The sequence below is a fragment of the Pseudomonas sp. PDM26 genome (assembly GCF_019219185.1).
Taxonomy (GTDB): domain Bacteria; phylum Pseudomonadota; class Gammaproteobacteria; order Pseudomonadales; family Pseudomonadaceae; genus Aquipseudomonas.
Window position 1 is genome coordinate 95,272 of the sequence record NZ_JAHUWC010000017.1, and the last position, 26,997, is coordinate 122,268.

Sequence of the window (26,997 nt, forward strand, 5' to 3'; positions counted from 1 at the left end):
CTCTGTCTATTTAACGATTGGATCAGAACATGACCAGGCAACAGCAAGTGGTGATTGTCGGCGGTGGAGTGATTGGTTTGCTGACGGCCTACAATCTCGCCTCCGAAGTGCAAAGCGTTGTGCTGCTGGATCGCTCGAACGTAGGCCAGGAATCGTCCTGGGCGGGTGGTGGCATCGTTTCGCCGCTTTACCCGTGGCGCTACAGCCCGGCGGTCACCGCGTTGGCTCACTGGTCCCAGGACTTCTATCCACAACTGGGCGAGCGCTTGTTTGCCGCCACCGGCGTTGATCCTGAAGTGCACACCACCGGTCTGTACTGGCTGGATCTGGATGACGAGGCTGAAGCGCTGGCATGGGCCGCCCGGGAAAATCGTCCGTTGAGTGCGGTGGATATTTCGGCAGCCCACGACGCCGTGCCGGTGCTGGGCAACGGTTTTTCCCGGGCGATCTACATGGCCGACGTCGCCAACGTGCGCAATCCGCGATTGGTGAAGTCACTCAAGGCCGCGTTGCTGGCGCTGCCGAACGTGACGATTCATGAGCAGTGCGAAGTCAGCGGGTTTGTTCGTGACGGCAATAAAGTGGTCGGCGTGCAGACCGCCACAGGTGCTGTCCTGGGCGATCAAGTCGTCCTGACGGCGGGGGCCTGGAGTGGTGATTTGCTCAAGCGTCTGGATCTGACGCTGCCGGTCGAGCCGGTGAAAGGGCAGATGATTCTCTACAAGTGTGCGGCGGATTTCCTGCCGAGCATGGTCCTGGCCAAGGGCCGTTATGCGATTCCCCGGCGCGACGGGCACATTCTGATCGGCAGTACGCTGGAGCATGAGGGCTTTGACAAGACGCCGACCGGGTCGGCACTGGAAAGCCTGAAGGCGTCCGCGGTGGAATTGATCCCGGCACTGGCCGAGGCCGAAGTAGTGGGGCATTGGGCCGGATTGCGTCCGGGGTCACCCGAGGGCATTCCTTATATCGGCCCGGTACCGGGGTTTGACGGGCTCTGGCTCAACTGCGGGCATTACCGTAACGGGCTGGTGTTGGCGCCAGCGTCATGCCAGTTGTTTGCCGATGTGATGCTGGGCCGGGCGCCGATTATCGATCCGGCGCCTTATGCGCCTGCCGGAAGACTTTGACAAGATCGCAGCCTGTGGCAGCTCCTACAGAATGTACGCTCCCAGGTAGGAGCTGCCGCAGGCTGCGATCTTTTTAAAGCATCAATCCAGTCCAAACTTCTTGAGCCTGTAGCGCATCGACCTGAATGACAGATTCAATCGCTGAGCCGCCGCCGTGCGGTTCCAGCGGGTTTCCTCCAAGGCCTGGAGCAGCAGTTGGCGTTCGACGTTTTCCAGGTAGGTTTCCAGATTGTCGATCCGGGTCAGGTCCGGCACGCCGCCTTCAGCCCCACAGTTGCCTTCAGCCAGACGCAGGTCGCCGGCTTCGATCTGTTTGTTCTCACACAGTGTGTGTGCCCGTTCGAGCATGTTTTCCAGTTCCCGCACATTGCCTGGGAAGCGATAGCTTTTCAGCGCATCAAGGGCCTGGGGGTGGAGTCTCGCTGCAGGTTGACCGGTATCGGCGGCCAGGCGCTTGAGTATGTGGCTGGCCAGTATTTCGATGTCATCGCGGCGCTCGCGCAAGGGTGGTACCCGGAGTTCGATCACGTTCAAGCGGTAGTAAAGATCATGGCGAAATCGCCCGGCGGCGACTTCGACGCCAAGGTCCTTGTGTGTGGCGCAGAGAATGCGCACATCCACCGCCACTTCCTGCTGCCCGCCGACACTGCGTACGGCTTTCTCCTGAATCGCGCGCAGCAGTTTGACTTGCATGGCCAATGGCAGGTCAGCCACTTCGTCGAGGAGCAGGGTGCCGCCGTGAGCTGTCTGGAACAGACCGGGTTTGTCTTCGATGGCGCCGCTGAAACTGCCTTTGCGATGGCCGAAAAACTCACTCTCCAACAGTTCCGAAGGAATCGCCGCGCAGTTGATCGCAATGAACGGCTGATTGGTGCGGGGGCTTTGATCATGAATCAGGTGCGCGACCAACTCCTTGCCGCTGCCGGATTCTCCGCTGATGTATACAGTCGCATGGCTGCTGGCCAGTCTGGTGATCTGTTTGCGCAGGTTGCGCATGGGCAATGAGTCACCCAGCAAGCGACGATCGATGCGGACCCCGCGGGCAGGAACCAGCAGGGCGCTGGTGACCAGTTCACGCAGGCGCGTAAGGTCCACCGGTTTGGTCAGGAAGTCGAATGCTCCGGCCTTGAGCACATTGATCGCGGTTTCGAGGCTGGCATAGGCGGTGATCATCGCCACCTGGACCTGAGGGTGGCGTTGCTGGATGTGCTGCACCAGCTCCAGGCCAGTACCATCCGACAACTGCATGTCGGTCAGGCATAGATCGAAGGTTTCGCGTTTTAGCAGGGATTGCGCTTCGCCAACGTTGCGGGCGTTGAACGTCTCCAGTCTCATCCTTCCCAGGGTGATTTCCAGGAGTTCGCGAATGTCCGGCTCGTCATCGACGATCAAGACTTTTTGTCGTGGTCTCGTGTTCAACGTGGGCTCCGTCCGTGAGCAAAGGTAGTGCAAAAGCAGCCACTTTCCTGGCGTGCCTCGAAGTCTAGGCGGGACAGAATGCTTTCGTCCGGCTGGCCGGACAGATAAAGCCCCAGGCCCTTGATATAGGGGGCTGGGGCTTCATTATCGAGTATTTCCAGTGATTTCAGGTCGAGCCGTAGCGGCGACATTCGCTCGCGGCACAACAAGTGGAGGACGTTTTCGATTACCCGGTTCATTCGCAGAGAGTGATCTTGAATAATCTGCGTCAGACGTCAATCGACGCCTTTCAGTTCCTTGAGTGCGTGCGATAGTCCTCAATCGGCCGTCATTTCGGGTGGCGTATCAGCGGCCTCTGGAACCCTTGTCTTGCTCGAGATGAGCCTGGCTGCAATACCATTGTTGGTCGTGGCTCAGCGCGCGGTCACGGGGCAGGTGAACGCCGCAATGGGCACAACGGACCATGGGCGCCGCTTCCCGTTCGGCAGGGGGCCTGGGGGTGGATGCCTGCCCCTTGAGCTTGCGCCAGAACCATACTGCAGCGGCAATCAGGGCAATCCAGAACAATAAACGAAGCATGGTGTGCTGCTTTTTGATAGATGAAGCGGCAGTTTAGCCAAGGACCTGACAGCCGCACAGTGTAATAAAGCGCTGAAATAAAAAAGGGAGACTCGAAAAGTCTCCCTTTTTTGCACAACCCGAGGTGTCAGTCGAACACGCCGAAAGTCATGCGGCTGAACCACGAGCGGTCGTTGTCGTTGCCTTGCGCTTCGTGATTTTCTTCTTCGACCGCTTCGCCATTGTCGTCTTTAGGCTTGAGCTCGGCCGGGATTGCGTCCTTGGCGTCCTGGAATTGCCTCTGGACGTCCTGGTTGGCGCGGGTTTCACCCGGTGGCAGCGGCGGACGCGACTCGATCAGGCCCAGGGTCGCCTTGCTCAGCCACGAACGGTTGTCGGCTTCGGCTACGGTCGGCACGAACTGACCGTCGACCAGGGTCGGGTGGTTCGGGTAGTTGAGCTTCAGGGCTTCCAGGCTGGTGGCAGCCAGTTCGTCCAGGTGCATGCGCTGGTAGGCCTCGGTCATCACCGCCAGGCCGTCGCCGACCGAAGGGGTTTCCTGGAAGTTTTCCACCACGTAACGACCGCGGTTCGCGGCGGCGACATAAGCCTGACGGGTCAGGTAGTAGTCGGCCACGTGAATTTCGTAGGCCGCCAGCAGGTTGCGCAGATAAATCATGCGCTGCTTGGCGTCTGGTGCGTAGCGGCTGTTCGGGAAGCGGCTGGTCAGCTGGGCGAATTCGTTATAGGAGTCGCGGGCGGCGCCCGGGTCACGCTTGGTCATGTCCAGCGGCAGGAAGCGCGCCAGCAGGCCGACGTCCTGGTCGAAAGAAGTCAGGCCCTTGAGGTAGTAGGCGTAATCGACGTTCGGATGCTGTGGGTGCAGACGAATGAAGCGTTCCGCAGCGGACTTGGCCGCTTCTGGCTCGGTGTTCTTGTAGTTGGCGTAGATGAGTTCGAGTTGCGCCTGATCGGCATAGCGACCGAACGGATAACGCGATTCCAGAGCCTTGAGCTTGGCGATGGCACTGGTGTAGCTACTGTTGTCCAGGTCGTTTTGAGCCTGTTGGTATAGCTCGACTTCACTGAGGTTTTCGTCTACGACTTCCTTCGATGAGCAAGCAGCGGTCAATGCGAGGATGGCGATCAGCAGCAGGTGTTTCACTTGCATGGCGGCTTGCGTCCCTATGACGGCCGCTGTCTTGGGCGTGGCCGTCCTGTTATGATGAACGCCCCGTTGAATAGCCTCGGGGCAAAAGACGCCGTATTTAACCACAAGCGCGCAGCCGAAACCAAAGGCTGTGCCGACGCCTAGTCTGAGCATGTCCGATAAAATTGAACTTCGCGCAGAGGTGCCGTCCGAATTGGGCGGCCAACGCCTCGATCAAGTCGCCGCACAATTATTCGCTGAGCACTCGCGCTCGCGCCTTTCCGCCTGGATCAAAGACGGCCGCCTGACTGTGGATGGGGCGGTTATCCGCCCGCGAGACATCGTCCATGGCGGCGCCATCCTTGAGTTGACTGCCGAGCAGGAAGCTCAGGGCGAATGGGTCGCTCAAGACATTGCCCTGGACATCGTCTACGAAGACGACGACATCCTGGTGATCAACAAGCCTGCGGGCCTGGTGGTGCACCCGGCTGCCGGTCATGCCGATGGCACCCTGCTCAACGCCTTGCTGCACCACGTGCCGGACATCATCAATGTGCCCCGCGCCGGTATCGTGCATCGCCTGGACAAGGACACCACCGGTCTGATGGTGGTGGCCAAGACCATTCAAGCGCAGACGCAGTTGGTGACACAGTTGCAGAGCCGCAGCGTCAGCCGGATCTACGAGTGCATCGTGATCGGTGTGGTGACCGCCGGAGGCAAGATCAATGCGCCGATTGGTCGTCACGGCCAGCAGCGCCAGCGCATGGCCGTGATGGAAGGTGGCAAGCAAGCCGTCAGCCATTATCGCGTGCTCGAGCGTTTCCGCTCCCACACCCACGTGCGGGTGAAGCTGGAAACCGGTCGTACGCACCAGATTCGCGTACACATGGCGCACATCAACTACCCGTTGGTCGGAGATCCCGCCTACGGTGGTCGTTTCCGTATTCCGCCGGCCGCGAACCCAACCATGGTCGAATCCCTGAAAAACTTCCCGCGTCAGGCGCTGCATGCGCGTTTCCTGGAACTGGATCATCCGACCACTGGTAAGCGCATGAGCTGGGAATCGCCATTGCCGGAAGATTTCGTCTGGCTGCTGACCCTGCTCAAGCAAGACCGCGAGGCGTTCGTCGGATGAGTGACTGGCTGATTCCTGACTGGCCCGCGCCGGCCAGGGTCAAGGCCTGTGTGACCACCCGTGCGGGCGGCGTCAGTGTGGCGCCGTTCGACAGCCTCAACCTCGGCGATCACGTCGACGACAGCCCTGAAGCTGTTGCCGAGAATCGCCGTCGTCTTACCGATCATTTCTCCATTCAACCGGCCTGGCTGCAGCAGGTCCACGGCATTGTCGTGGCCCATGCCGATCCAGGCCGGGTGGTCACCGCCGATGCCAGTTGGACGTCGACACCCGGTATCGCCTGTGCGGCGATGACGGCCGATTGCCTGCCAGCGTTGTTTTGTGACCGTGCCGGTACCCGCGTCGCAGCGGCCCATGCCGGTTGGCGCGGGCTGGCGGCTGGTGTACTGGAGGCCACGCTCGACAGTCTGGCGGTACCGCCTGCCGAAGTATTGGTCTGGCTTGGCCCGGCCATCGGTCCGCAAGCCTTTGAAGTTGGTCCGGAGGTGCGTGAAACCTTCGTTCAGCAGTTGTCGCAAGCGGCAGAGGCCTTTGTACCGAGCCAAACCCCCGGCAAGTTCATGGCCGACATCTATATGCTGGCCCGCCTGCGTCTGGCGGCTCGTGGTGTAACGGCTGTTTATGGTGGCGGTTTCTGCACCGTGACCGATCCGCGCTTCTTTTCCTACCGGCGCAGTCCTCGCACCGGTCGATTTGCTTCCTTGATCTGGCTCGAACGCTAGACTTGCCTGACCTGCATCAACGTCACGAAGCTTGAAACTCCCAGAATCGACCACATCTATTGTGCTATCTGGCAGGTTTCTTCATTCAGGATGTTTATAGGTCCGGCCTGCTCAAAAGGAAGGTGACCCATGCGTATAGACCGTTTAACCAGCAAGTTGCAGTTAGCGTTGTCCGATGCCCAATCCCTGGCTGTCGGCCACGATCATCCGGCCATTGAACCGGCGCACTTGATGCAAGCCTTGCTCGAACAGCAGGGCGGCTCGATCAAGCCTCTGCTGATGCAGGTGGGCTTCGACGTCAACAGCCTGCGTAAAGAGTTGACCAAAGAGCTCGACCAACTACCGAAAATCCAGAACCCGACCGGCGATGTGAACATGTCGCAGGATCTGGCGCGCCTGCTCAACCAGGCCGACCGTCTGGCCCAGCAGAAGGGCGACCAGTTCATCTCCAGCGAGCTGGTGCTGCTCGCCGCCATGGACGAGAGCAGCAAGCTCGGAAAACTGTTGCTCGGTCAGGGCGTGAGCAAGAAAGCCCTGGAGAACGCAATCAACAACCTGCGCGGTGGCGAGGCGGTTAACGACCCGAACCACGAAGAGGCGCGCCAGGCCCTGGATAAATACACCGTCGACCTGACCAAACGCGCCGAAGACGGCAAGCTCGATCCGGTGATCGGCCGTGACGATGAAATTCGCCGGACCATCCAGGTGCTGCAACGCCGTACCAAGAACAACCCGGTGCTGATCGGTGAGCCTGGCGTGGGTAAAACCGCCATCGCCGAAGGCCTGGCCCAGCGCATCATCAATGGTGAAGTGCCGGACGGCCTCAAGGGCAAGCGTCTGTTGTCCCTGGACATGGGGGCGCTGATTGCCGGTGCCAAGTATCGCGGTGAGTTTGAAGAACGGCTCAAGGCGTTGCTCAATGAGTTGTCGAAGCAGGAAGGGCAGATCATTCTGTTCATCGACGAACTGCACACCATGGTCGGTGCCGGTAAAGGCGAAGGCTCGATGGATGCGGGCAACATGCTCAAGCCGGCCCTGGCCCGTGGTGAGCTGCATTGCGTGGGCGCCACCACGCTCAACGAGTACCGCCAATACATAGAGAAGGACGCCGCTCTCGAGCGACGTTTCCAGAAAGTGCTGGTGGACGAGCCGAGCGAAGAAGACACCATCGCCATCCTGCGTGGCCTCAAGGAGCGGTATGAGGTTCACCACAAGGTGGCGATTACCGACGGCGCTATCATTGCCGCAGCCAAACTCAGCCATCGCTACATCACTGACCGGCAGTTGCCGGACAAGGCCATCGACCTGATCGACGAGGCCGCCAGCCGCATCCGCATGGAAATCGACTCCAAGCCGGAAGTGCTGGACCGTCTGGAGCGCCGCCTGATTCAGCTGAAGGTGGAATCCCAGGCGCTGAAGAAAGAAAGCGACGACGCGGCGAAGAAGCGTCTGGAAAAATTGCAGGAAGAAATCGCTCGTCTTGAGCGTGAGTACTCGGATCTTGAAGAAATCTGGAACTCGGAAAAAGCCGAGGTTCAGGGTTCTGCGCAGATCCAGCAGAAGATCGAACAGTCCCGTCAGGAACTGGAAACCGCTCGCCGCAAGGGCGACCTGAACCGTATGGCGGAGTTGCAGTACGGGGTGATCCCGGACCTGGAACGCAGCCTGCAAATGGTCGACCAGCATGGCAAACCCGAAAACCAGTTGCTGCGCAGCAAGGTGACTGAAGAAGAAATCGCCGAAGTCGTGTCGAAATGGACCGGTATTCCGGTGTCGAAAATGCTCGAAGGCGAGCGCGAAAAACTGATGAAGATGGAAAGCCTGTTGCACCAGCGTGTGATCGGCCAGGACGAAGCGGTTGTGGCGGTTTCCAACGCGGTGCGGCGTTCCCGCGCCGGGTTGTCCGACCCGAACCGGCCAAGCGGCTCCTTCATGTTCCTCGGCCCGACCGGTGTCGGTAAAACCGAGCTGTGCAAGGCGCTGGCTGAATTCCTCTTCGATACCGAAGAGGCGATGGTGCGGATCGACATGTCCGAGTTCATGGAGAAACATTCCGTGGCTCGCTTGATCGGTGCGCCACCAGGCTATGTGGGCTACGAAGAGGGCGGTTACCTGACCGAGGCCGTGCGTCGCAAGCCATATTCGGTGATCCTGCTGGACGAGGTCGAGAAGGCGCACCCGGATGTGTTCAACATCTTGCTGCAAGTGCTCGAAGACGGTCGTCTGACCGACAGCCATGGCCGCACGGTGGATTTCAAGAACACCGTGATTGTCATGACGTCCAACCTGGGATCGGTGCAAATCCAGGAACTGATCGGCGATCGTGAGGCGCAGCGTGCAGCGGTGATGGATGCGATCTCCAGGCACTTCCGGCCGGAGTTCATCAACCGGGTCGATGAAGTGGTGATCTTCGAGCCATTGGCGCGGGATCAGATCGCCGGCATTACCGAGATCCAGTTGGGTCGTCTGCGCAGCCGCCTGACCGAACGCGAGCTGAAGCTTGAGCTCAGCCCTGAAGCCATGGACAAGCTGATCGCGGTCGGTTACGACCCGGTGTATGGCGCACGGCCGCTCAAACGCGCTATCCAGCGCTGGATCGAGAACCCGCTGGCGCAGTTGATTCTGTCCGGTCGATTCATGCCGGGCGATACCGCTCACGGCGTGGTGGAGAACGACGAAATCGTATTCGTCTGATCCATAACCGCGGCAAAATCGAAAAGGCCTCGCATAACGAGGCCTTTTTTTCGTTAGGCTGTTGAACTCAAAGGAAAAGGCTTGTAAAGTGCGCCCCGCAGTCAGTCACCCACCAGGGTTTCCGCTCCCCAAGCAGGAATCCAAAATAAGTTGCAAATCATTAACTTGAAAGCAATTTAGGGGGTTGACAGAGGTGCTGAAGATTGTAGAATAGCGCGCCTCAGACACACGAACGCAGCGATGCGAACGAGTCGAAGAGAACGCAGTAAAGCTTCAAAGTTGTAAATTGAAATATGTAGTTCCGTGATAGCTCAGTCGGTAGAGCAAATGACTGTTAATCATTGGGTCCCAGGTTCGAGTCCTGGTCACGGAGCCAATTTCAAACCGGGGTATAGCGCAGTCCGGTAGCGCGCCTGCTTTGGGAGCAGGATGTCAGGAGTTCGAATCCCCTTACCCCGACCATTTTTGGGTCGTTAGCTCAGTTGGTAGAGCAGTTGGCTTTTAACCAATTGGTCGTAGGTTCGAATCCCACACGACCCACCATTTTTGAAACCAGTTAGCGCTGGAATCGAATCTTAAGATCAGAGGCCAAAAGCGCTGATCGAGGAAGGCGCCTTTCAAAGGTGCCTTTTTTTTACCGGGGTATAGCGCAGTCCGGTAGCGCGCCTGCTTTGGGAGCAGGATGTCAGGAGTTCGAATCCCCTTACCCCGACCATATTGAAAATCCTCGTATCGAAAGATACGGGGATTTTTTTTGCCTGTTAATTGCTTGCCGCGGATCAATTGTAGGAGCAGCCGGTCGACGCTCGATTGCTCGCGAAGATCGTTAACGAAAACGCAGCGTTTCTGGTTTAACGCGGCGCTCTCAGGTTCTTCGCGAGCAAGCTCGCTCCTACAGGTGTTAGTGCAACTTGAGGCGTGGCTCGGTACCGCGGCCGATCTTGCTGCCCAGCATCAGCATCGCCGTGCGGAACGGCCCGTACAGCGCCATCTGGTGCATGCGGTACAGCGACACATAGAACATCCGCGCCAGCCAGCCTTCGAGCATCACGCTGCCGGTGAGATTGCCCATCAAGTTACCCACAGCCGAAAAACGCGACAGCGAGATCAGCGAGCCGTAGTCGGTGTACTTGTACTCCGGCAGTGCCTTGCCTTCGATGCGCAGTTTCAACGATTTGGCCAGCAACGAAGCCTGTTGGTGCGCGGCCTGGGCACGTGGCGGCACATTGCGGTCGCTACCCGGTTGCGGGCAGGCGGCGCAGTCACCGAAGGCGAAGATGTTCTCGTCGCGAGTGGTTTGCAGGGTCGGCAGCACGTGCAGCTGATTGATGCGGTTGGTTTCCAGGCCATCGATGTCCTTGAGGAAGCCCGGTGCGCGAATCCCCGCAGCCCAGACCTTCAGGCTAGCGTTGATCACTTTGCCGTCGGCGGTAATCAAGGCGTCTGCCGTCACTTCGCTGACAGCGGCATTGGTCATGACGTTGACCCCGAGTTTCTCCAGGGTTTTATGCACAGGTCCGCCAATCCGCTCTGGCAGCGCCGGCAGGACTCGTGGTCCGGCTTCGATCAGGGTGATGTGCATGTTTTCCGGTTTGATCCGGTCCAGGCCATAGGCCGCCAATTCATGGGCGGCGTTGTGCAGTTCGGCGGCCAGCTCGACCCCGGTGGCACCGGCGCCGACGATCGCTACGCTGATTTGCTCGACTTTGTCGGTCTGCCCGGCATGGGCGCGCAGGTAGTGATTGAGCAGTTGCTGGTGGAAACGCTCGGCCTGTTTACGAGTGTCGAGGAACAGGCAGTGTTGCGCCGCGCCCTGGGTGCCGAAATCGTTGGTGGTACTGCCGACGGAGATCACCAGCGAGTCGTAAGGCACTTCGCGGGCCGGCACCAGTTCCAGGCCGGCTTCGTCATAGGTGGCGGCCAGCTGGATTTTCTTCTTCGCGCGATCGATCCCGCTCATGCGCCCCAGCTGGAACTCGAAGTGGTTCCATTTGGCCTGGGCGACATAGTTGAGTTCGTCTTCGGAAGAGTTCAGGGAGCCGGCCGCCACTTCGTGCAACAACGGTTTCCAGATGTGGGTCAGGTTCGTGTCGACCAGCATCACACTGGCCGTGCCGCGCTTGCCCAGAGTCTTACCCAGACGGGTAGCCAACTCCAGACCGCCGGCGCCGCCGCCGACAATGACAATACGATGGGACATGGGGATAACTCGCAAGGCTAAAAGAAATCGGTACGGTTACCCACGCGAGCGCAAGGCAGCTCATAGCGTCAGGTAACTGATAAGTCGGCTCAACAGGCCCAGACCAATGGTCACTGCCAATACCAGTACAAGGAGCATCCACGGCCGGAAAGGCCGGCGCTCGACTTGGTGCTGGGACAACTGCAGGTACTCTTCGACATGCTTTTGGTCGTCGGGGTTCAGGCGGCTGGTCATATCGGGCCTCGTCAGGGGTAGACGTTGCTGAATGTGTGGAAGCTACAGGGAAATTATTCAGCTGTGAACGAAGCTTAGCTGCTGACCGGGGAAAGGCTCGAGTCTCACAGACTGATCCCGACATCAAAAACAATGCTGCGCCCCAGGTTGCTGCGCAGGAAATCCGGCGCATCCGGGTGAGCGAACAGCACACGGGCGAAGGTCGGCCCGACTAGCGACAGCGAACGCCAGCCCTGGCGCAGGTATTCGGTCGGTGGCGGGAAATGGCTGTTGAGGTCCAGCACTTCGCGTTTGAGGCTGGCGAAGGCAATGATGTCCAGCTCACCCAGATCCATGCCGCGCTCTTTGTAGTTGTGCGCTTTTTTGCGCAAAGTCGGCGCCAATCGCAGCAAGAACTCGTTGGCAGGGATACGTCGTGGCTTGGCCTCGCGGCGCACCAGTTGGCTCAGGGAAAACGCGCTGCGCCGGCGTTGCAGTTCGTCGCGCCATTCATCGTTGAGGCGGCGGCCCTCGTCGAGCACGAAGAATACCTCGAAACTGGCATCGCGAAACAACACATCCGGCGGCTCCCCGGCGGGGGCGAACTCATCGGCGCGATAGGGAATGTTCAAGCCTTGCAGCAGGCGCTGGCACACCCAACGCTCACGCTCCCATTTGCGGGCATTGGACAGGAACGCGTTGGCTTGCTCGGCCGCGATGGTCAGCAGGCGTAAGTAATCTGAGTCATCCATAGGCCCAAGCTTAGCGTTCAAATGTGATCGCAAAGAAGACAATTTTGTCGCAGAGGCTCATAGCCTTCCGTTCCCATGCCCGTTCCAGGGGCCTGCACAAAACGGATAGTGATCTGCGCGCACTGGCTATTGCCACGTATCGGGCGCCTCTACCCTCGGCTGTACGGACGTAAGCCGCGTTACCGACGCTCTAAAAAAACAACAACAAGAGATATATGCCATGCGCAAGATCGACGTACATGAGGTTATCGACAACGCTCGTTTCAACCGCTTTCACTGGATGGTGCTGTTCTGGTGTGCCCTGATCATCATCTTCGACGGTTACGATCTGGTGATCTACGGCGTGGTCTTGCCGATGCTGATGAAAGAGTGGGGGCTCAGTCCTCTGCAAGCCGGTGCACTGGGCAGCTATGCACTGTTCGGCATGATGTTCGGCGCGCTGTTCTTCGGACCGCTGTCGGACAGGATCGGCCGCAAAAAAGCCATCACGATCTGCGTGATGCTCTTCAGTGGCTTCACCGTGCTCAATGGTTTCGCCCGAAACTCCACCGAGTTTGGCCTCTGTCGCTTCATTGCCGGGCTCGGCATAGGTGGCGTGATGCCTAACGTCGTGGCACTGATGAACGAGTACGCGCCGAAAAAAATCCGCAGCACGCTGGTTGCGATCATGTTCAGCGGTTACTCGGTGGGCGGCATGCTGTCCGCCGGACTGGGCATTGTGCTGATCCCGAGTTTCGGCTGGCAGTCGGTGTTTTACGTGGCGGTCCTGCCGTTGATGTTGTTGCCGCTGATCATGTATTTCCTGCCCGAATCGGTGGGCTTCATGTTGCGTCAGGGGCGCAATGAAGAGGCGCGCAATATTCTCCAGCGCATCGATCCGGCCTACATCGCGCAAACGTCCGATCAAATGCACATGGCCGAAGTGAAAGGCACGGGCACTCCGGTGTTGCAGCTGTTCCGTGAAGGCCGTGCGCTGCGCACGCTGATGCTGTGGCTGGCGTTTTTCTGCTGCCTGTTGATGGTGTACGCGTTGAGTTCCTGGCTGCCGAAACTGATGGCCAACGCCGGTTACAGCCTGGGTTCGAGCCTGTCGTTCCTGCTGGTGTTGAACTTCGGGGCGATCTTCGGCGCGGTCGGTGGCGGGGTGCTGGGCGACAAACTCAATCTGCCGAAAGTGCTGGCGGTGTTTTTCGCCATGGCGGCGGTGTCGATCACGCTGTTGGGCTTTAACAGCCCGATGCCGGTGTTGTACCTGCTGATCGCCATTGCGGGTGCCACCACCATTGGCTCGCAGATTCTTTTGTACGCCTGCGCCGCGCAGTTTTATTCCATGACGATTCGTTCAACCGGTCTGGGCTGGGCGTCGGGCATTGGGCGCAACGGGGCCATCGTCGGTCCTCTGCTGGGCGGCGCCTTGCTCGGGATCAGCCTGCCGCTGCAACTGAACTTCATGGCGTTTGCCTTGCCCGGTGCGGTGGCGACCCTCGCCATGACTGTGTTCGCCATCAGCAACCGGCGTAGCGTCTCTGCAGTCAACCCTGCGCTGTCAGCGACCGGTGCCTGAATCATGAAAGCGTTTTTCCAGGACTTCTCGGTGTCAGCCGCCGTGGCCGGATTCATCGCCACGGTGATTTCCTATGCCGGCCCATTGGTGATCATCTTTCAGGCAGCAGAAGCGGCACATCTTTCGCGAGAGGTGTTGTCGTCCTGGATCTGGGCGATCTCCATTGGCAGCGCCGTGCTCGGTATCGGTTTGAGCCTGCGCTACCGCGTTCCGGTGATCATCGCCTGGTCGGCGCCGGGCTCGGCGTTGCTGGTGACGCTGTTGCCGGACATCTCCATGGCAGAGGCGGTGGGGGCTTATCTGGTCAGCAGCCTGATCATTTTCGCGGTTGGCATCTCGGGGGCTTTCGACCGGATCATCAGCAAGCTGCCCGCCGCCATCGCGGCGGCGATGCTGGCGGGGATCCTGTTCAGTTTCGGCACCGGATTGTTCGTGTCGATGCAGCACAAGCCGTTGCTGGTCCTGGCGATGTTTGCCTGCTACCTGATCTGCAAGCGTGTGATGCCGCGTTATGCGGTGATGATGGTGCTGCTGGTGGGCTGTTCGATTGCCGCGTTCACCGGTGATTTGCATCGTGAAGCAGTGGTGATCGGCCTGGCCACTCCGGTGTGGATCTCGCCCGAGTTCAGCCTGGGCGCGATCCTGAACATCGCCTTGCCGCTGGTGATGGTGGCGCTGACCGGTCAGTTCGTACCCGGCATGACGGTGCTGCGCGCCAGTGGATACCCAACGCCGGCTAGCCCGATTATCGCCAGTAGCGCGCTGGGCACGGCATTGCTGGCGCCGTTTGGTTGCCATGGACTGAATCTGGCGGCGATCACCGCGGCGATCTGCACGGGTCGCGAATCCCACGAAGATCCTCGCAAACGCTACGTGGCCGGGGTCGTCGGCGGCCTGTGTTACCTGCTGTTGGGGATCTTCGGCGCCACGCTGGTCTCGCTGTTTTCCGCGTTCCCCAAAGAGTTGATCGCGGCACTGGCCGGGCTGGCCTTGTTCGCCGCCATTACCGGCGCGTTAACGGGCGCGATGGCGATGCCGAGCGATCGTGAAGCCGCGCTGGTGACCTTTCTGGTCACGGCTTCGGGCATGTCGTTGTTTGGATTGTCCGCCGCATTTTGGGGGCTGATATTCGGCATGGTCACCCATGTGCTGTTAAACGCCCGTCGTCCCGTTCCTCGCCGCGAATCCGTTGCTGCTGAAGCATTTCAACCTGTCGATCAATAACAATAAGAGAAAAACGATGAAACAGAATCTCCCAACAACCGGTTCGGTGTTGTCCATGGCTGTCGTCTCGAGTTTTTCCACGGGTGTGATGGCGGCTGAAACCGGCTTTGTCGAAGACACCACCGCCACCTTGCAAGCACGTAATTACTACTTTAGCCGCGACTATTCCGACATCGTCGGTGCCAACCAGCAATCGAAGGCTGAAGAGTGGGCCCAGGGTTTCATCCTCAACGTGAAGTCCGGATACACCCAGGGCGCCGTCGGTTTTGGGGTGGACGTCATCGGCTTGCTCGGCCTCAAGCTCGACAGCGCCCCGGACCGGGTCAATACCGGTTTGCTACCGGTGCAGGACGATGGCCGCGCGGCGAACGATTACAGCCGTCTGAAAGGCGCATTGAAGATGCGTCACTCAAAGACCGAGCTGAAAGTTGGTGAGTTGCAACCCAACTTGCCGGTGCTGGTGTTCAGCGATATTCGTCTGCTGCCGCCGAGTTATCAGGGCGCAAGCATCACCTCCAACGAGATCAGTGGCCTGACCCTGCAGGGCGGTCACTTGAGTTCGACCAGCCTGCGCAACGAGGCCGGCGACGAAAAGATGCAAGCCATGCTCGGTCATGTGCCGCAGCGCCAGGTCAGCAGTGACGGTTTCAATTTTGCCGGCGCTGATTATGTCTTCAACGACAAGCGCAGCTCGGTCAGCGCCTGGTACGGGCAACTGGAAGACATTTATAACCAGCGCTTCCTGGGCCTCAAGCACAGCGAGCCGGTGGGCGACTGGATCCTCGGCGCCAATCTCGGTTACTTCGATTCCCGCGAGGATGGCAAAAAGCTGTTGGGCAACATCGACAACCAGGCGTTCTTCTCATTGCTGTCGGCCAAGCGTGGCGGCCATACGTTTTACGTCGGCTATCAGGGCATATTCGGCGACAGCGCCTTCCCGCGGGTGTTTGCCAATATTTCGCCACTGGGCAACGAAGTGCCGACCTACGAGTTCGCCTTCACCGATGAGCGCTCCTGGCAGGCGCGCTACGACTACGACTTCGCGGCGCTCGGCGTTCCGGGGCTGACCAGCACCGTGCGTTACATCACCGGCAATAACGTCGATACCGGCAAGGGCTTTGAAGGCAAGGATCGCGAACGCGATCTGGATATTGGCTATGTGCTGCAAAGCGGCAGTCTCAAAGGCCTGGGTATCCGCGTGCGCAATGCAATGGCGCGTTCCAACTACCGCAGTGATATCGATGAAAACCGCCTGATCCTTAGCTACACGTGGACCCTGCTATGAGCACCTGATCACAGGTTGCTGGTGCAATCACCGATGACTTCGTAGGTGACGCGTCGGGTCTGGCCCTGATGATCGACATACACCATGGTCGCCGGGACAACCCCGCACGCGGTCGCGGTGTCTGACACGGAAACCACCTTGGCGATGTCCAGTGGCTGCGCCGGGTTGTACAGGACAGTGAGAGGCTCGTTGTCAGCGGCCATGGCCGAGGCGGCGATGACGGTCAGCAACAGGCCGATCAACGTTTTCATGTTGGCGTGCTCCGTGTCGGTTTCGATGTCTGAATTTTAGTCTTTGCCACCGACAGATAAAGGGGCGAACGCCGGATGCAGCCTTACATAAAACGTAACAGTCATCGCCCGAGGGGGGCTTATGGATGTGCTTAACAACTTGCGCGTGTTCATCCGGGTGGTGGACTGCGCCAGTTTCACCGGGGCTGCCGATGCGCTGGATCTGTCGACCGCACAGGTATCCCGATTGGTGGCGGATCTGGAGGAGCATGTACAGGCGCGCCTATTGCAACGCACCACGCGGCGCTTGAGCCTGACCGACGCCGGCGAGCGCTTCCTGCTGCGCAGCCGGCAAATCGTCGAAGCCATGGATGAGGCGACGGCCGAGGCCCGTGGCGCTCATATCAATCCGGCCGGACGCCTGCGGGTGCACAGCATGAACGGTCTGGGTGTGCTGCTTACGCCGTTGATCGCCCGCTACAGCGAGCTTTATCCCGATGTGGTGTTCGAGCTGACCTTGTCGCAGCGCAATCCCGATCCGCTGGAGGAAGGGCACGATGTGGTGATTTCGATCGCTCCGGAACTGGCCGACTCGCAAATGGTTGCGCAGTCCATCGGGCAGATCTACAGCGTGCCCTGTGCCTCCCCGGCTTACTTGCAACGCCGGGGCGTGCCGCAGCAGCCGCTGGCGCTGAGCGATCATCGATGCCTGCGCATGCTCGACCCGTTGTACAGTGATCAATGGCTTTTCCAGGACGAGCACGGTGAGCACGCCGTCAGTCTGGCCAAGACCTTTCAGTGCAATGTTGCCGAGTCGATGGTCAAGGCTTCGGAGGCGGGCATGGGCATCAGCCTGCTGCCGTTCTACACCGCGACGCGGCCCTTGAGCGACGGCACTTTGCTGCGCGTGTTACCGGCATGGCGCCTGCGCGAACGCAATGTGTATGCGCTGTATCCTTCGCGACACTTTCTCGACGCCAAAGTCCGCACCTGGGTGGACTTTCTCAAGTCCGAGCTACCGAAGCTGTTCGCCGAACATGACGCGGTGATGAACGATCCGCGGCATTGGGCTTGAAGTCGAAGGGCATGCGAGTGGCGGTGTAGACTGAGTGCCTGTTGTTCTTCGCCTGGGAGACGCGCGTAGCCATGATCGGTGCAGAGTTGCTGTCATCGCAAACCCTTGCGGTCGGCTGGCTGATCTATGTGCCGGTGTTGATCTGGGCGATCTGTCGTGCGCCGTGGGTTGAACTGTTCACCGACAGCCGTCGTCAGCATCTGCTGTTTGGAACGGTGTTTGCGCTGTTTCTGTTGTGGCTGGTGCGGCGCGACTTCGATACCGGCGTGTCTTATCACTTTATCGGCATGACGGCGGTGACCCTGCTGCTGGACTGGCCGCTGGCGCTGGTTGGCGGCCTGGTGGCGCAAACGGGGCTGGTGTTGCTCGGTCGACAGGACCTGGCGGCGGTCGGAGTCAATGGCGCGCTGTTGATTGCGCTGCCGGTGCTGGTCACCGAGTGCTGCGCCATTCTGGTGGAGCGTGCGCAGCCACGAAATCCCTTCGTGTATATCTTCGTTTCCGGATTCTTTGCCGCCGCGCTGTCGGCGTTGCTGTGTCTGCTGCTGGCGCTGTGGTTGCTGTGGTTCGACGAGCGTTTCGAGATGCCGTACTGGCTCGAGGATTTTGTCGGTTACCTGTGGCTGATCATCTTTCCCGAAGCATTTATCAACGGCATGATCGTCAGTGCGCTGGTGGTGTTCTGCCCGGAATGGCTGGAGACATTCAACCGCACCCGCTACCTCTCGGCCCCCTGGAAGGACGACGATCCCAAGCCTTGATCCGGATCAAAGCTTGAAATCGCCGCGGTCGGAATCAATGACGCGGGTCGAAGTCGCCGCTGAACATCTCGTCCTCGGCATCGGGAGGCACTGGAATCTTGTGTTCTTCGGACGCCCAGGCGCCCAGGTCGATCAGTTTGCAGCGGTCGGAGCAGAATGGCCGGAATTTGCTCTCGGCGGTCCATTCCACGGGGGCGCCACAGGTTGGGCATTCGACGGTTGTTGGTTGGCTCATGACTGGCCTCCACGCAAAGAAAGATAAAAGTGATGCAGGCGTTCGACCTCGCTGTGCAGCCAGGCAAGGTCGCGGTCATTGACCACGACGTCGTCTGCATGGCTCACGCGATCCTGGCGGCTGGACTGGGCCTTGAGAATCGCCTGGACTTGCTGCTCGCTGGTCTGGTCACGTTGCAGGGTGCGTTCGATCTGCAATTGTTCGGGGGCATCGATCACCAGCACCCGTTGGGTCATGGCGTATTGCCCGGACTCGATCAGCAGCGGCGAAACCAGAATCGCATATGGCGATTTTGCCAGCGCCAGGTGGTGAGCGATCTCCTCGCCGATCAGCGGATGCAGGAGGGCTTCCAGCCAGCGGCGTTCTTCAGGCACTTCGAAGATCAATTTGCGTAGCGCGGCGCGGTCCAGTTGCCCGTCGGCCAGTAACACGCCCGGACCGAAGTGTTCGGCGATTTGTGCCAGTGCCGGGCGGCCAGGTTCAACTACCCAGCGAGCGGCATGATCGGCGTCTACCACATGCACGCCCAGATCGATGAAGTGTTGGGCGGCCGCACTTTTGCCGCTGCCGATGCCGCCGGTCAGGCCGAGAATCCAGGGTTTTTCCACAGGGCTATTCATTTCAAACCGACAAACTGCCAATAGAGGTCGGTTATTTGACCACCCCAGAGCAACGCAATCCAGCCGGCAATGGCCAGATAGGGACCGAAAGGGATTGGCGTCGAGGTTTTTGCATTGCGCAAGCGCAGCATCATCAGCCCGATAATGGCACCCACCAGCGAGGACAGCAGGATGGTCAGCGGCAGAATCTGCCAGCCACCCCAGGCGCCCAGCATCGCCAGCAGCTTGAAATCTCCGTAGCCCATGCCGTCCTTGCCCGTGATCAGCTTGAACAGCCAGAACACCGACCACAGGAGGCCGTAGCCGGCAATCGCGCCCCAAAGCGCCTCGTGCAACGACACGAACAGGCCGAAACTGTTGACGATCAACCCCAGCCACATCAACGGCAGCACCAGTACGTCCGGCAATATCTGATGTTCGGCGTCGATCAGGCTCATCGCCAGCAAGCCCCAGCTCAGGACCAGCACCAGGCCGGCCGGCCAACCGAAGCCGAAGTGCCAGGCAACAAACGCCGATAACAGCCCGCAGGCCAGTTCGGTCAACGGATAGCGCGGGCTGATCGCCGCCGCACAGGCTGAACAGCGCCCGCGCAAAAACACATAACTGAGCAGCGGGATGTTTTCCCAGGCGCGGATTCGGTGACCGCAGTGCGGGCACTGGGAATGGGGCAGCAACAGGTTGTAGGTCGGCAGCGGTGTTTCGCCAGGCAGCCCGAGAATGTCATGGGCCTGCTCACGCCAGTCGCGTTCGAGCATTTTCGGCAGGCGCCAGATCACGACATTGAGGAAACTGCCGACCAGCAGGCCGGTGATGCCTGCGAGAAGGACAAAGGCCAGCGCAGAGTGAATCAGAATTTCATTCAAGGGCATGTCAGATCGCTGAGCCAAGTTGGAAGATGGGCAGGTACATGGCAACTACCAGTCCACCGACGATAACACCCAGCACCACCATGATGAACGGCTCCATCAGGCTGGTGAGGTTATCGACCATGTTATCGACGTTGTCTTCGTAGAACCCTGCGACTTTGTCGAGCATGGCGTCCAGGGTGCCTGACTCTTCGCCGATGGCAGTCATCTGTATCGCCATGTTCGGAAAAACACCGCAGGTACGCATGGCGAAATTCAATTGCATGCCGGTCGAGATGTCCTGACGGATGCGCAAAACCGCGCGCTTGAACACGATATTGCCGGTCGCACCGGCCACTGATTCCAGGGCCTCCACCAGCGGCACGCCGGCAGCGAACGTGGTCGACAGTGTACGGGCGAACCGGGCCACGGCGGACTTGTGCATCAGGGGGCCCACCAGCGGCAGTTTCAGCAGCCAGGTGTCCATCCGGTCACGCAATGCCTTGGATGTCCTGAGGGCGTGGCGCACGCCGAAGGCCATGGTGATCAGCGCGCCAAGGACCACCCACCACCAGGCTTGCATGAATTGCGACAGGCCAATGACCATCACGGTGAAGGCCGGCAGTTCGGCGCCAAAGCCTTTGAACACCGACTCGAACTGCGGCACGACATTGACCAGCAGAATCCCGCTGACAATCGCCGCGACGAACACCACCACCAGCGGGTAGGTCATGGCTTTCCTGATCCTGGCCTTGAGGCTCTCGCTTTTTTCCTTGTAGGTCGCGACCCGCTCCAAAAGGGTGTCGAGGGCACCGGCCTGCTCGCCGGCATCCACCAGGTTGCAATACAGCTCATCGAAATAGCGGGGCTTCTTGCGCAGGGCGGCGGCGAAGCTGCTGCCTGCGGCAACTTCCTGTTTCAGTTCGTCCACCAGCTTGCGCATGGCCGGATTGTCGAAGCCTTCGCCGATGATGTCGAACGACTGCAACAACGGCACGCCGGCCTTCATCATCGTCGCCATTTGCCGGGTGAACAGGGCAATGTCATGGGCCTTTATGCGCTTGCCCATGTCGAAAACCGACGGATTTTTTTTGCGAACCTTGCCCGGACTGATGCCTTGTTTGCGCAGTTTCGCCTTGATCAGCGCCGGGTTTTGAGCGCTGAGTTCGCCGGTCACTTTTGTGCCTTTGCGGTCGATGCCTTCCCATGCATACACGCTGATTTTCGCTGCCTTGACCGCCATGTTCAGTCCTGGGTATTCCGATTGAATTGCTCTTATAGCCTAGTCAAGGGACGGGGCCAAACCCGCAAGGGTAAGGTGACAAAAAACGTCAGATAGTGCTGATCCTGGTAATAGGTCAGGGCTTTACAGTCACCATGCCCCCTGTCAACAGGGGCTTTTGGCCTTGGCACAGGCTGTGCTGCCATGGGGCAGGTCATGAGCTTTCGACTCATGCATGGAGCCTGTACATGAACAATCAAAAAGGTTTTACCCTGATCGAGTTGCTCGTCGTGGTGGCGATCATCGGGATCCTGGCAACTCTGGGACTGCCGATGTATTCCAAATACCAGGCTCGGGCCAAAGTCACGGCGGCGCTGGCCGAACTGACTGCAATGAAGGTGCCGTTCGAGGATGTGATCAGCCAGGGGGAAACCCCGACAATTGCCAACGTGGCGCCCGCCGGCGCGACATCGACCAACCACTGCGCCCTGTCTGTGACGGCTTCAACTGCGGAGGGGGCGGGATCAATCGTATGTACGTTGCACAATGCCCCGGGGGTGGTCCAGGGCAAAACCGTCACCCTGACACGGGACGAAACCAAAGGCTGGTCATGTAAGAGCAGCGTTTCCCCGGATTACTTGCCCAAAGGGTGTTCCGGTTCCGCGACATGAATAGCTGAATCAGATCCCCGCCATCGCGGGGTTTTTCCTGTTTATCGAACCGTCGTCAAAAGCTACAGAGAAAACTCGGAAATTCAGGATCTTAGGAACTTTCCAGAAACCCGCAACTTGCATGCAGCGTTTCTGCGTCTCGTGCATTTTGCATGATTCCGAAAATTGGCTGATTTTATAATTTGTTGATTTATAAGGTTTTTCTATCTGTTTTAAAGTTGGCATAGCGTTCGCAATATTTCAGGTAACCCTGCCGACATGGCACCCGGCAGACTTTTCCGAAAAACAGGAGTTACTCGTATGAAGAAGTTCGCTATCACTGCCGCTGCTGCTACCGCGCTGACCCTGACCATGGCCAACGTCGCGTTTGCTCAAACCACCCAGGCAACCCAGTCGCCAATGGTGCTGGCTGCCGGTGAAATGGCCAAAGCGAAAGAAGCTACTTCCGATACCTGGATCACCACCAAAGTCAAAGCCGACCTGATGACCGAAAAAGGCATTCCAGGTAGCGATATCAAGGTTGAAACCAACGAAGGCGTGGTATCGCTGTCGTCGACCACCGCCGTGACCGATTCGCAAAAAGAAATGGCAGTGGCCATCACCAAGAAAATCAAAGGCGTCAAGGCGGTTTCCGCTGACGGTTTGAAAGCCGAGTAAGGCAAGGCTTCTCGTCTTGACCGGGAGAAGGCGCGACAGACGGGCCGAGTCTTACGTCTGTTGCAACCTGAGTGTTCATGCGAAGGGCCATAAGGATGTGGCCGTCACGGGCCCCGCGCATTTTTGCCGGGGCCTGTTCTATGTGTAGCGCTGAAAACCCAATGTGGGAGCAAGCCCGTTCCCACATTGGGTAGTGGCAAATTAATTGCCGCGTTTGCTGGTGATCTGCTTCAGCCGATTACCTTCGAACCGCAAGTATTGATACATCCCGCCATTCGGTCCGTAGGTCCATTCCTCGACCTGAAACTCCTCGCGCCGATCGGCACTGCGCTTGTAACCCAACAGGTCGCGACTGACCGGTTCTCCGCACTTGTGCAAAACCTCACTCGAGCGATCGCCGACGCTGATCAATTGGCTGCCACAGCGCAGGGTATCGGCCGCCCAGACCTGACTGGCGGATAACGCCAGAACCAGGCCTGCCAGCAGCCACCGAATCATCACTCGGCATCCAGATGCATCGGTGTCACCACGCGACCGTCACTTTGCGCCTCGCCCAGATTGGCGTCGATGAAGTACACCCGGTCGTCTTCCAGCTGCGTCTTGTCGACCAGGTAATCCTTGATGCTGCTGGCGCGTTCCTGGCCCAGTTGACGCAACAGCACGTCACTGGAGCTCCAGAACTTGATCACCTCGGCGCGCATTTTCGCGGTGCGCTCTTCCTTGCCCAGGTCCTTCCATTCGGCAGGGGGCTGGGTTTTCAGGCGGATGCGGTAGATACCTTCAAGCAGCGGGCCTTTTTCGTCGTCCGGCACTTCCAGCAACGAGGCCTGGGCCGGGACCTTGTCGCCGCGGCGCTGGAGCATTTTGTAGTAGTTGTACTGGTATTCACGCTCCAGGCGTTGTTCGGCTATCAGCGGGCCATCGCTGCTCTGGGCGGCGGTGCCTTCGATTTCCAGGCGCAGGGCCGGGCGCTCCTTGAGTGCTTTGGACAGTTTGTCCAGGGCACCTTCGGCGTCCTTGCCCAAGTCGCTGGAACCGGCTGCGAATGAAACGCTGCCCAGGTCTTCCGAGCCACCACCGTTGACCAGCCCGCCAATGAGCTTGAACGGTGCTGCCGCGGCTTTGACGATCATGTTGCGCAGGCTCTGCCAGATAATCGGCATGATGCTGAACTGCGGGTTGTTCAGGTCGCCGCTGACCGGCAGTTCGATGGAGATCTTGCCATCGACGTCCTTGAGCAAGGCAATCGCCAGTTTCAGCGGCAGGCTCACGGCATCCGGGCTGTCGACTTTTTCACCCAGTTGCAGTTGTTCGACCACTACTTTGTTTTCAGCTTTGAGCTGGCCCTTGGTGATCTGGTAGTGCAGGTCGAGATTGAGCCGGCCCTTGCGGATACGGTAGCCGGCGAACTTGCCGGAGTAGGGCGTCAGCGTGGTCAGTTCCACGCGTTTGAAGCTGGTGGCGATGTCGAGGCTGGCCATCGGGTCGAACGGGTTGACGGCGCCCTTGATGGTCACCGGCGCATAGCGATCGACCTTGCCCTTGACGTCGACACCGGACGGTTTCGGCTGGCGGCTGTCGATGGTGCCGATCTGCCCGTTGAGTTGCTGGATGGCGGTGGCGAAGTTCGGGGTCAGGCTGAAGTCGGCGAAGTTGGCCGAACCATCATTGATGAAAATGCCGCCGATGTGAATGCCCAACGGCTTTTCATTGCCGCCCGGTTTGCTCGCCGCCGGTTTTGCCCCGGAGTCCGCGGGTTGCGGAATCAGCAGGTCGTCGATGTTGGTGGTGCGATCATCGTTGATCATGAAGCGCGCATAGGGCTGGAACAGGTTGATCTTGTCGATCGACAGGCTGTCCCCATGCTGATAGTTCAGGCCTTCGACCACGACCTGTTGCCACTTGAGGAAGTCGCGGGTTTTCAGGGTGTCCAGGGTATGCAACTGATCGACCTGGGCGCGGCCGGTGACGTTGAAGGCCAGGGGGTCGGTGCTTTTCAGGTCGACCGCCAGATCGCTGCCGAGCATGCCGCTGCGCAGTTCCAGGCGAATGAACGGCGTGATGTAGGACTGGGCAACCCGCAGGTCGATGTCCCTGGTCTGGACCTTCAGTCTGGCGCTGACGGGGGCCAGGTTGACCTCGCCGTCGGCCATGATCCTGCCTTGTTTGCCCACGCCGGTATCGAGCTTGAGGGTAAAGGGCGAGCCGTTGAGGCTGTCGAAGTTTTGCAGGTCGAGGTTCAGCGGGCTCAGGTCCAGGGCGACGGCGGGTTGAGCCTTGCGGTCGGCCAGATGCACCTGGTAGTCGCGCAACTGCACATCCTTGAGCAGCACTTGCCAAGGTTTGTCTGGCGCGGCCGGTTCAGGTTTCGGTGAGTCAGCTGCCGCCGGGGCGCTGGCCGGTTCGGCATCCGCCTTGGCTTTGGCTGCGGGTTTTGACGGTTGGCTGGCGAACAGTTTCTGCCAGTCGAGTTGGCCGTCCGATTCCAGTGCGGCCCAGGTTTCCAGTTTGTGGCTGCGGATCTTGCCGACCACCACTTGCTGCTTGGCCAGGTCCACGGTGGTTTCGCTGACGTCCAGGCGTTCGAGCTTCACCAGAGGCCGACCATCCGGGGCCTTGATCGCGAAGGGTGCAATGTTGACCGCTACATTGCTCAACAGCAGCTCGGTTTCCTTGGCCAGGCTGAATTTGTAGTCGGTACTGATGCTCATGACGCCGTTTTCGAGGTCCAGTGGCACGGCGTCGCGCACATAGGGCCAGAAGGCTTTCATCTTGCCATCGGTGATTTTCAGCTTACCTTCGGAGGCGATCGGGACCAGGCTGAAGTTGCCGGTCCAGTCGATCTGTCCGCCATTGGGGCCGACGGCCACCAGGGTCATGTCGGCGCTGTCATCGGGCAGGGTGCTGAGGTTCTTCAGCTCGAAATCGAGTGTGTCGTAGAGAAACTCGATGGGCTCGCTGGGCCGGGCATCTTCAAAGTGCACGGCGCCGCCGGCCAGTTTGATCCGCTCGATGCGCAGCGGAAACGGCTTGGCATCCGGGTCGGCGGGTGTGGGTTCGCTCGCTGGCAGTTTGAACAGCCCCAGCAGATTGAGTTTGCCGTCCTTGCCGAACAGGATTTCGGTCTTGGGCTTGTCCAGCTCGACATCGGACAGGTGCACCGCCTTGGTCCACAGGCTGTCGAGTTGCAGATTGGCGTACAGGCGTTCGAAACCGACCTGCTCCTTGCCGGGCTCGCCGATGTTCAAGCCCCAAAGGGTCAGTTCAAGGCTGAACGGATTGAATTCGATCCGCTGGATCGTGGCGGGCGTGGTGGCGTAGTTGGCCAGTTGCTGGTTGGCAACGCGCAGCGCGACACCCGGTAAAATCAGAAAACCCAGCAAGCTGTAGAGGGCCAGAGCAGTCAACAAGGCGCCAATGGCGCGAATCAATCCTTTGTACATTTGCGGCTTCATCTGTCTGGATCGGAGAGCCTTGGAGTATGGCACGCGTTTCCGGTTCCCAAGTGATCGCCCTGTTCAGTAAGTTTCAGATTTCTCCCACAGTAATCAGAGCTGCAGGATCAGGGTTTTCAGCGGTGGTTGCTGATCCATCGACGGGAAGTCGGCGCCTGGCTTCATCACGCTCCACTCACGCACCGGCCGCCCGGCCTTCTCTGCGCAACGCAAAACCTGTTCGCGCCAGTCGTCCATGCTGACTTTCGCCAGGTTGTTGCAGCAGATCAGCACGCCGTTGTCGGCGGTGGTCAGCAGGGCCGGTTTGAGCAGGCTCTGGTAGTCGCGCAGCAGGTCGACGGTGCCGAATGCGCTCTTGGCCCAGGCCGGAGGGTCGAGCAGCACCAGATCGTACTGACGCTGTTCCAGGCGCTGATAGCTCGGCAGTTTTTGCCCACGGCGCTGGCTGATCGGCAGGCCGGCCAGTTGGCGAATGGCCGGGAAGTAGTCGGACTGGATAAATTCCATGGTTGGCAACAGCGGGTTGAGTTGACCGTTCTCTCGGCCGACCGCCAGGTTGCCTTCGGCGAAGTCCAGGTTGCACACCTCGCGTGCGCCGCCGGCGGCAGCACTGAGACCGACACCACAGGTGTAGGCGAACAGGTTCAGCACGCTTTTGTTTTTGCTGTGGTCCTTGACCCAGCCACGGGTGTTGCGCAGGTCGAGGAACAGCAGCGGGTCTTGTCCGGCATGGCGACCACGCACCCGATAGTTCAGGCCCCATTCGTGGCCGACCAGGTCTTGCAGGGCGGCTTCGTCGGCGCGGTAGACGATGTCTTCGCGATCGATGCGCGAGTTGCCACGGGAGCGGTCGTTGTAGACCAGCAGGGTGTCAAAACCCAGGTGCTGATTGATCGTTTCGTGCAGTTCCAGCAGTTCCTCGCGCTCCAGCGATTGGTGGAAGCTCTGCACCATCAGTTGCGGGCCATAGCGGTCGATGGTCAGGCCACCGGCACCTTCCTGGCTGCCGTGGAACAGGCGATAGCAATCGGTGCCCTGGCTGTGCAGCTCCGTCAGCAGATCCTGGCGACGTTCGAGGGCGGCGCGCAGCGCCTGATTCAAGGAAGACATGCTGGGCGCCTTGCAGGAGGGAATTGGGCGCGGGAGTTTAACACTGTGGAACAGAGATGAGGGGCTTGCC

At 59.5% G+C, this 26,997-nt stretch carries 25 protein-coding genes, 4 tRNA genes and 1 pseudogene; 15 read left to right on the plus strand and 15 right to left on the minus strand.

All coding sequences use genetic code 11. The annotated features are described in order from the left end of the window. Positions 1–29 precede the first annotated feature (29 nt). A complete protein-coding gene (gene thiO / locus KW849_RS27350) occupies positions 30–1,130 on the plus strand; it encodes a glycine oxidase ThiO (RefSeq protein ID WP_218432516.1) in 1,101 nt (366 codons plus the stop codon). An 81-nt stretch (positions 1,131–1,211) separates the two neighbouring features. Here the strand turns inward: thiO and KW849_RS27355 are convergent, their stop codons facing one another. The 4 genes and pseudogenes from KW849_RS27355 to KW849_RS27365 all read right to left on the minus strand — a co-directional run bounded on the left by KW849_RS27355 (position 1,212) and on the right by KW849_RS27365 (position 4,278). After that, positions 1,212–2,549: a sigma-54 dependent transcriptional regulator gene (locus KW849_RS27355; RefSeq protein WP_218432517.1), complete on the minus strand. Its 1,338-nt coding sequence runs from the start codon at positions 2,547–2,549 to the stop codon at positions 1,212–1,214. Beyond that, a pseudogene (locus KW849_RS31550) lies at positions 2,546–2,824 on the minus strand (hypothetical protein); the annotation flags it as partial. The pseudogene KW849_RS31550 and the gene KW849_RS27355, both read right to left, overlap by 4 nt. Positions 2,825–2,894: 70 nt before the next feature. Next, entirely contained in the window at positions 2,895–3,128 is a 234-nt protein-coding gene (locus KW849_RS27360) for a PP0621 family protein (RefSeq protein ID WP_218432519.1), read from the minus strand. 127 nt (positions 3,129–3,255) lie between these two features. Next, the gene (locus tag KW849_RS27365; protein WP_218432523.1) at positions 3,256–4,278 is read right to left on the minus strand and encodes an outer membrane protein assembly factor BamD; all 1,023 of its coding nucleotides are present in this window, start codon (positions 4,276–4,278) and stop codon (positions 3,256–3,258) included. Positions 4,279–4,429: 151 nt separating this feature from the next. On the opposite strand from KW849_RS27365, the gene rluD reads away from it, so the two are divergent. From rluD to KW849_RS27400, 7 genes are all read left to right on the plus strand, one after another. Continuing rightward, positions 4,430–5,392 carry a 23S rRNA pseudouridine(1911/1915/1917) synthase RluD gene (gene rluD, locus KW849_RS27370; protein WP_108216443.1) on the plus strand — a complete coding sequence of 321 codons (963 nt, stop codon included), beginning with the start codon at positions 4,430–4,432 and terminating at the stop codon, positions 5,390–5,392. Continuing rightward, complete coding sequence (gene pgeF, locus KW849_RS27375; RefSeq protein ID WP_218432524.1) at positions 5,389–6,114, plus strand: peptidoglycan editing factor PgeF; 726 nt, start codon at positions 5,389–5,391, stop codon at positions 6,112–6,114. The genes rluD and pgeF overlap by 4 nt, the downstream gene beginning before the upstream one ends. A 129-nt stretch (positions 6,115–6,243) precedes the next feature. Continuing rightward, positions 6,244–8,808, plus strand: coding sequence for an ATP-dependent chaperone ClpB (clpB, locus tag KW849_RS27380; RefSeq protein WP_218432526.1), 2,565 nt, complete (start codon positions 6,244–6,246; stop codon positions 8,806–8,808). 300 nt (positions 8,809–9,108) lie between these two features. Continuing rightward, positions 9,109–9,184, plus strand: a tRNA-Asn gene (locus KW849_RS27385). A gap of 9 nt (positions 9,185–9,193) precedes the next feature. Then, positions 9,194–9,270 (plus strand) — tRNA-Pro (locus KW849_RS27390). 5 nt (positions 9,271–9,275) lie between these two features. After that, positions 9,276–9,351 (plus strand) — tRNA-Lys (locus tag KW849_RS27395). A gap of 95 nt (positions 9,352–9,446) precedes the next feature. Next, positions 9,447–9,523: transfer RNA gene (locus KW849_RS27400), tRNA-Pro, on the plus strand. 186 nt (positions 9,524–9,709) lie between these two features. On the opposite strand, the gene KW849_RS27405 is transcribed toward KW849_RS27400, so the two are convergent. The 3 genes from KW849_RS27405 to KW849_RS27415 all read right to left on the minus strand — a co-directional run bounded on the left by KW849_RS27405 (position 9,710) and on the right by KW849_RS27415 (position 11,973). Continuing rightward, positions 9,710–11,008 carry an NAD(P)/FAD-dependent oxidoreductase gene (locus KW849_RS27405; RefSeq protein ID WP_218432528.1) on the minus strand — a complete coding sequence of 433 codons (1,299 nt, stop codon included), beginning with the start codon at positions 11,006–11,008 and terminating at the stop codon, positions 9,710–9,712. Positions 11,009–11,068: 60 nt separating this feature from the next. Next, on the minus strand, positions 11,069–11,242 hold the full coding sequence (locus tag KW849_RS27410) for a DUF3094 domain-containing protein (RefSeq protein WP_007970531.1): 174 nt from the start codon (positions 11,240–11,242) through the stop codon (positions 11,069–11,071). A gap of 104 nt (positions 11,243–11,346) precedes the next feature. After that, positions 11,347–11,973 (minus strand): DUF1780 domain-containing protein, encoded by a 627-nt coding sequence (locus KW849_RS27415; RefSeq protein ID WP_007970534.1) that lies wholly within the window; start codon positions 11,971–11,973, stop codon positions 11,347–11,349. A gap of 220 nt (positions 11,974–12,193) precedes the next feature. Between KW849_RS27415 and KW849_RS27420 the strand changes: the two genes are divergently transcribed. Genes KW849_RS27420 through KW849_RS27430 form a run of 3 tightly spaced genes read left to right on the plus strand, consistent with a single transcriptional unit; the run spans position 12,194 to position 16,046 of the window. Continuing rightward, positions 12,194–13,537, plus strand: a complete 1,344-nt coding sequence (locus KW849_RS27420) for an aromatic acid/H+ symport family MFS transporter (RefSeq protein ID WP_218432534.1) — start codon at positions 12,194–12,196, stop codon at positions 13,535–13,537. A gap of 3 nt (positions 13,538–13,540) precedes the next feature. Beyond that, positions 13,541–14,761, plus strand: a complete 1,221-nt coding sequence (locus KW849_RS27425; protein WP_218432535.1) for a benzoate/H(+) symporter BenE family transporter — start codon at positions 13,541–13,543, stop codon at positions 14,759–14,761. Positions 14,762–14,777: 16 nt separating this feature from the next. After that, positions 14,778–16,046, plus strand: coding sequence for an OprD family porin (locus tag KW849_RS27430; protein ID WP_218432536.1), 1,269 nt, complete (start codon positions 14,778–14,780; stop codon positions 16,044–16,046). Positions 16,047–16,054: 8 nt separating this feature from the next. On the opposite strand, the gene KW849_RS27435 is transcribed toward KW849_RS27430, so the two are convergent. After that, positions 16,055–16,297, minus strand: coding sequence for a DUF2790 domain-containing protein (locus KW849_RS27435; RefSeq protein ID WP_218432537.1), 243 nt, complete (start codon positions 16,295–16,297; stop codon positions 16,055–16,057). 121 nt (positions 16,298–16,418) lie between these two features. Between KW849_RS27435 and KW849_RS27440 the strand changes: the two genes are divergently transcribed. Both KW849_RS27440 and KW849_RS27445 read left to right on the plus strand, forming a co-directional pair. Next, a complete protein-coding gene (locus KW849_RS27440; protein ID WP_218432539.1) occupies positions 16,419–17,351 on the plus strand; it encodes a LysR family transcriptional regulator in 933 nt (310 codons plus the stop codon). 71 nt (positions 17,352–17,422) lie between these two features. Then, complete coding sequence (locus KW849_RS27445; RefSeq protein ID WP_218432582.1) at positions 17,423–18,112, plus strand: energy-coupling factor ABC transporter permease; 690 nt, start codon at positions 17,423–17,425, stop codon at positions 18,110–18,112. 34 nt (positions 18,113–18,146) lie between these two features. Here KW849_RS27445 and yacG read toward each other — a convergent pair whose 3' ends face one another. Genes yacG through KW849_RS27465 form a run of 4 tightly spaced genes read right to left on the minus strand, consistent with a single transcriptional unit; the run spans position 18,147 to position 21,055 of the window. Next, complete coding sequence (yacG, locus tag KW849_RS27450) at positions 18,147–18,347, minus strand: DNA gyrase inhibitor YacG (RefSeq protein ID WP_218432541.1); 201 nt, start codon at positions 18,345–18,347, stop codon at positions 18,147–18,149. Beyond that, complete coding sequence (gene coaE / locus KW849_RS27455; protein ID WP_218432543.1) at positions 18,344–18,967, minus strand: dephospho-CoA kinase; 624 nt, start codon at positions 18,965–18,967, stop codon at positions 18,344–18,346. The genes yacG and coaE overlap by 4 nt, the downstream gene beginning before the upstream one ends. Next, positions 18,964–19,836: an A24 family peptidase gene (locus tag KW849_RS27460; RefSeq protein WP_108216454.1), complete on the minus strand. Its 873-nt coding sequence runs from the start codon at positions 19,834–19,836 to the stop codon at positions 18,964–18,966. Before KW849_RS27460 ends, coaE begins: the two co-directional genes overlap by 4 nt. A gap of 1 nt (position 19,837) precedes the next feature. Next, positions 19,838–21,055, minus strand: coding sequence for a type II secretion system F family protein (locus KW849_RS27465; protein ID WP_218432545.1), 1,218 nt, complete (start codon positions 21,053–21,055; stop codon positions 19,838–19,840). Between the two features lie 227 nt (positions 21,056–21,282). Here KW849_RS27465 and KW849_RS27470 point away from each other — a divergent pair, with 227 nt between their 5' ends. Together KW849_RS27470 and KW849_RS27475 are read left to right on the plus strand one after the other, a co-directional pair. Next, the gene (locus tag KW849_RS27470) at positions 21,283–21,705 is read left to right on the plus strand and encodes a pilin (RefSeq protein WP_218432547.1); all 423 of its coding nucleotides are present in this window, start codon (positions 21,283–21,285) and stop codon (positions 21,703–21,705) included. Positions 21,706–22,005: 300 nt separating this feature from the next. Continuing rightward, on the plus strand, positions 22,006–22,362 hold the full coding sequence (locus KW849_RS27475) for a BON domain-containing protein (RefSeq protein ID WP_108216457.1): 357 nt from the start codon (positions 22,006–22,008) through the stop codon (positions 22,360–22,362). A 201-nt stretch (positions 22,363–22,563) separates the two neighbouring features. Here KW849_RS27475 and KW849_RS27480 read toward each other — a convergent pair whose 3' ends face one another. From KW849_RS27480 to KW849_RS27490, 3 genes are all read right to left on the minus strand, one after another. Then, the gene (locus tag KW849_RS27480) at positions 22,564–22,860 is read right to left on the minus strand and encodes a DUF2845 domain-containing protein (protein WP_218432548.1); all 297 of its coding nucleotides are present in this window, start codon (positions 22,858–22,860) and stop codon (positions 22,564–22,566) included. Further along, a complete protein-coding gene (locus KW849_RS27485; protein ID WP_218432549.1) occupies positions 22,860–25,817 on the minus strand; it encodes a DUF748 domain-containing protein in 2,958 nt (985 codons plus the stop codon). The genes KW849_RS27480 and KW849_RS27485 overlap by 1 nt, the downstream gene beginning before the upstream one ends. 93 nt (positions 25,818–25,910) lie before the next feature. Next, positions 25,911–26,927 carry a class I SAM-dependent rRNA methyltransferase gene (locus KW849_RS27490; protein ID WP_218432550.1) on the minus strand — a complete coding sequence of 339 codons (1,017 nt, stop codon included), beginning with the start codon at positions 26,925–26,927 and terminating at the stop codon, positions 25,911–25,913. Positions 26,928–26,997 lie beyond the last annotated feature (70 nt).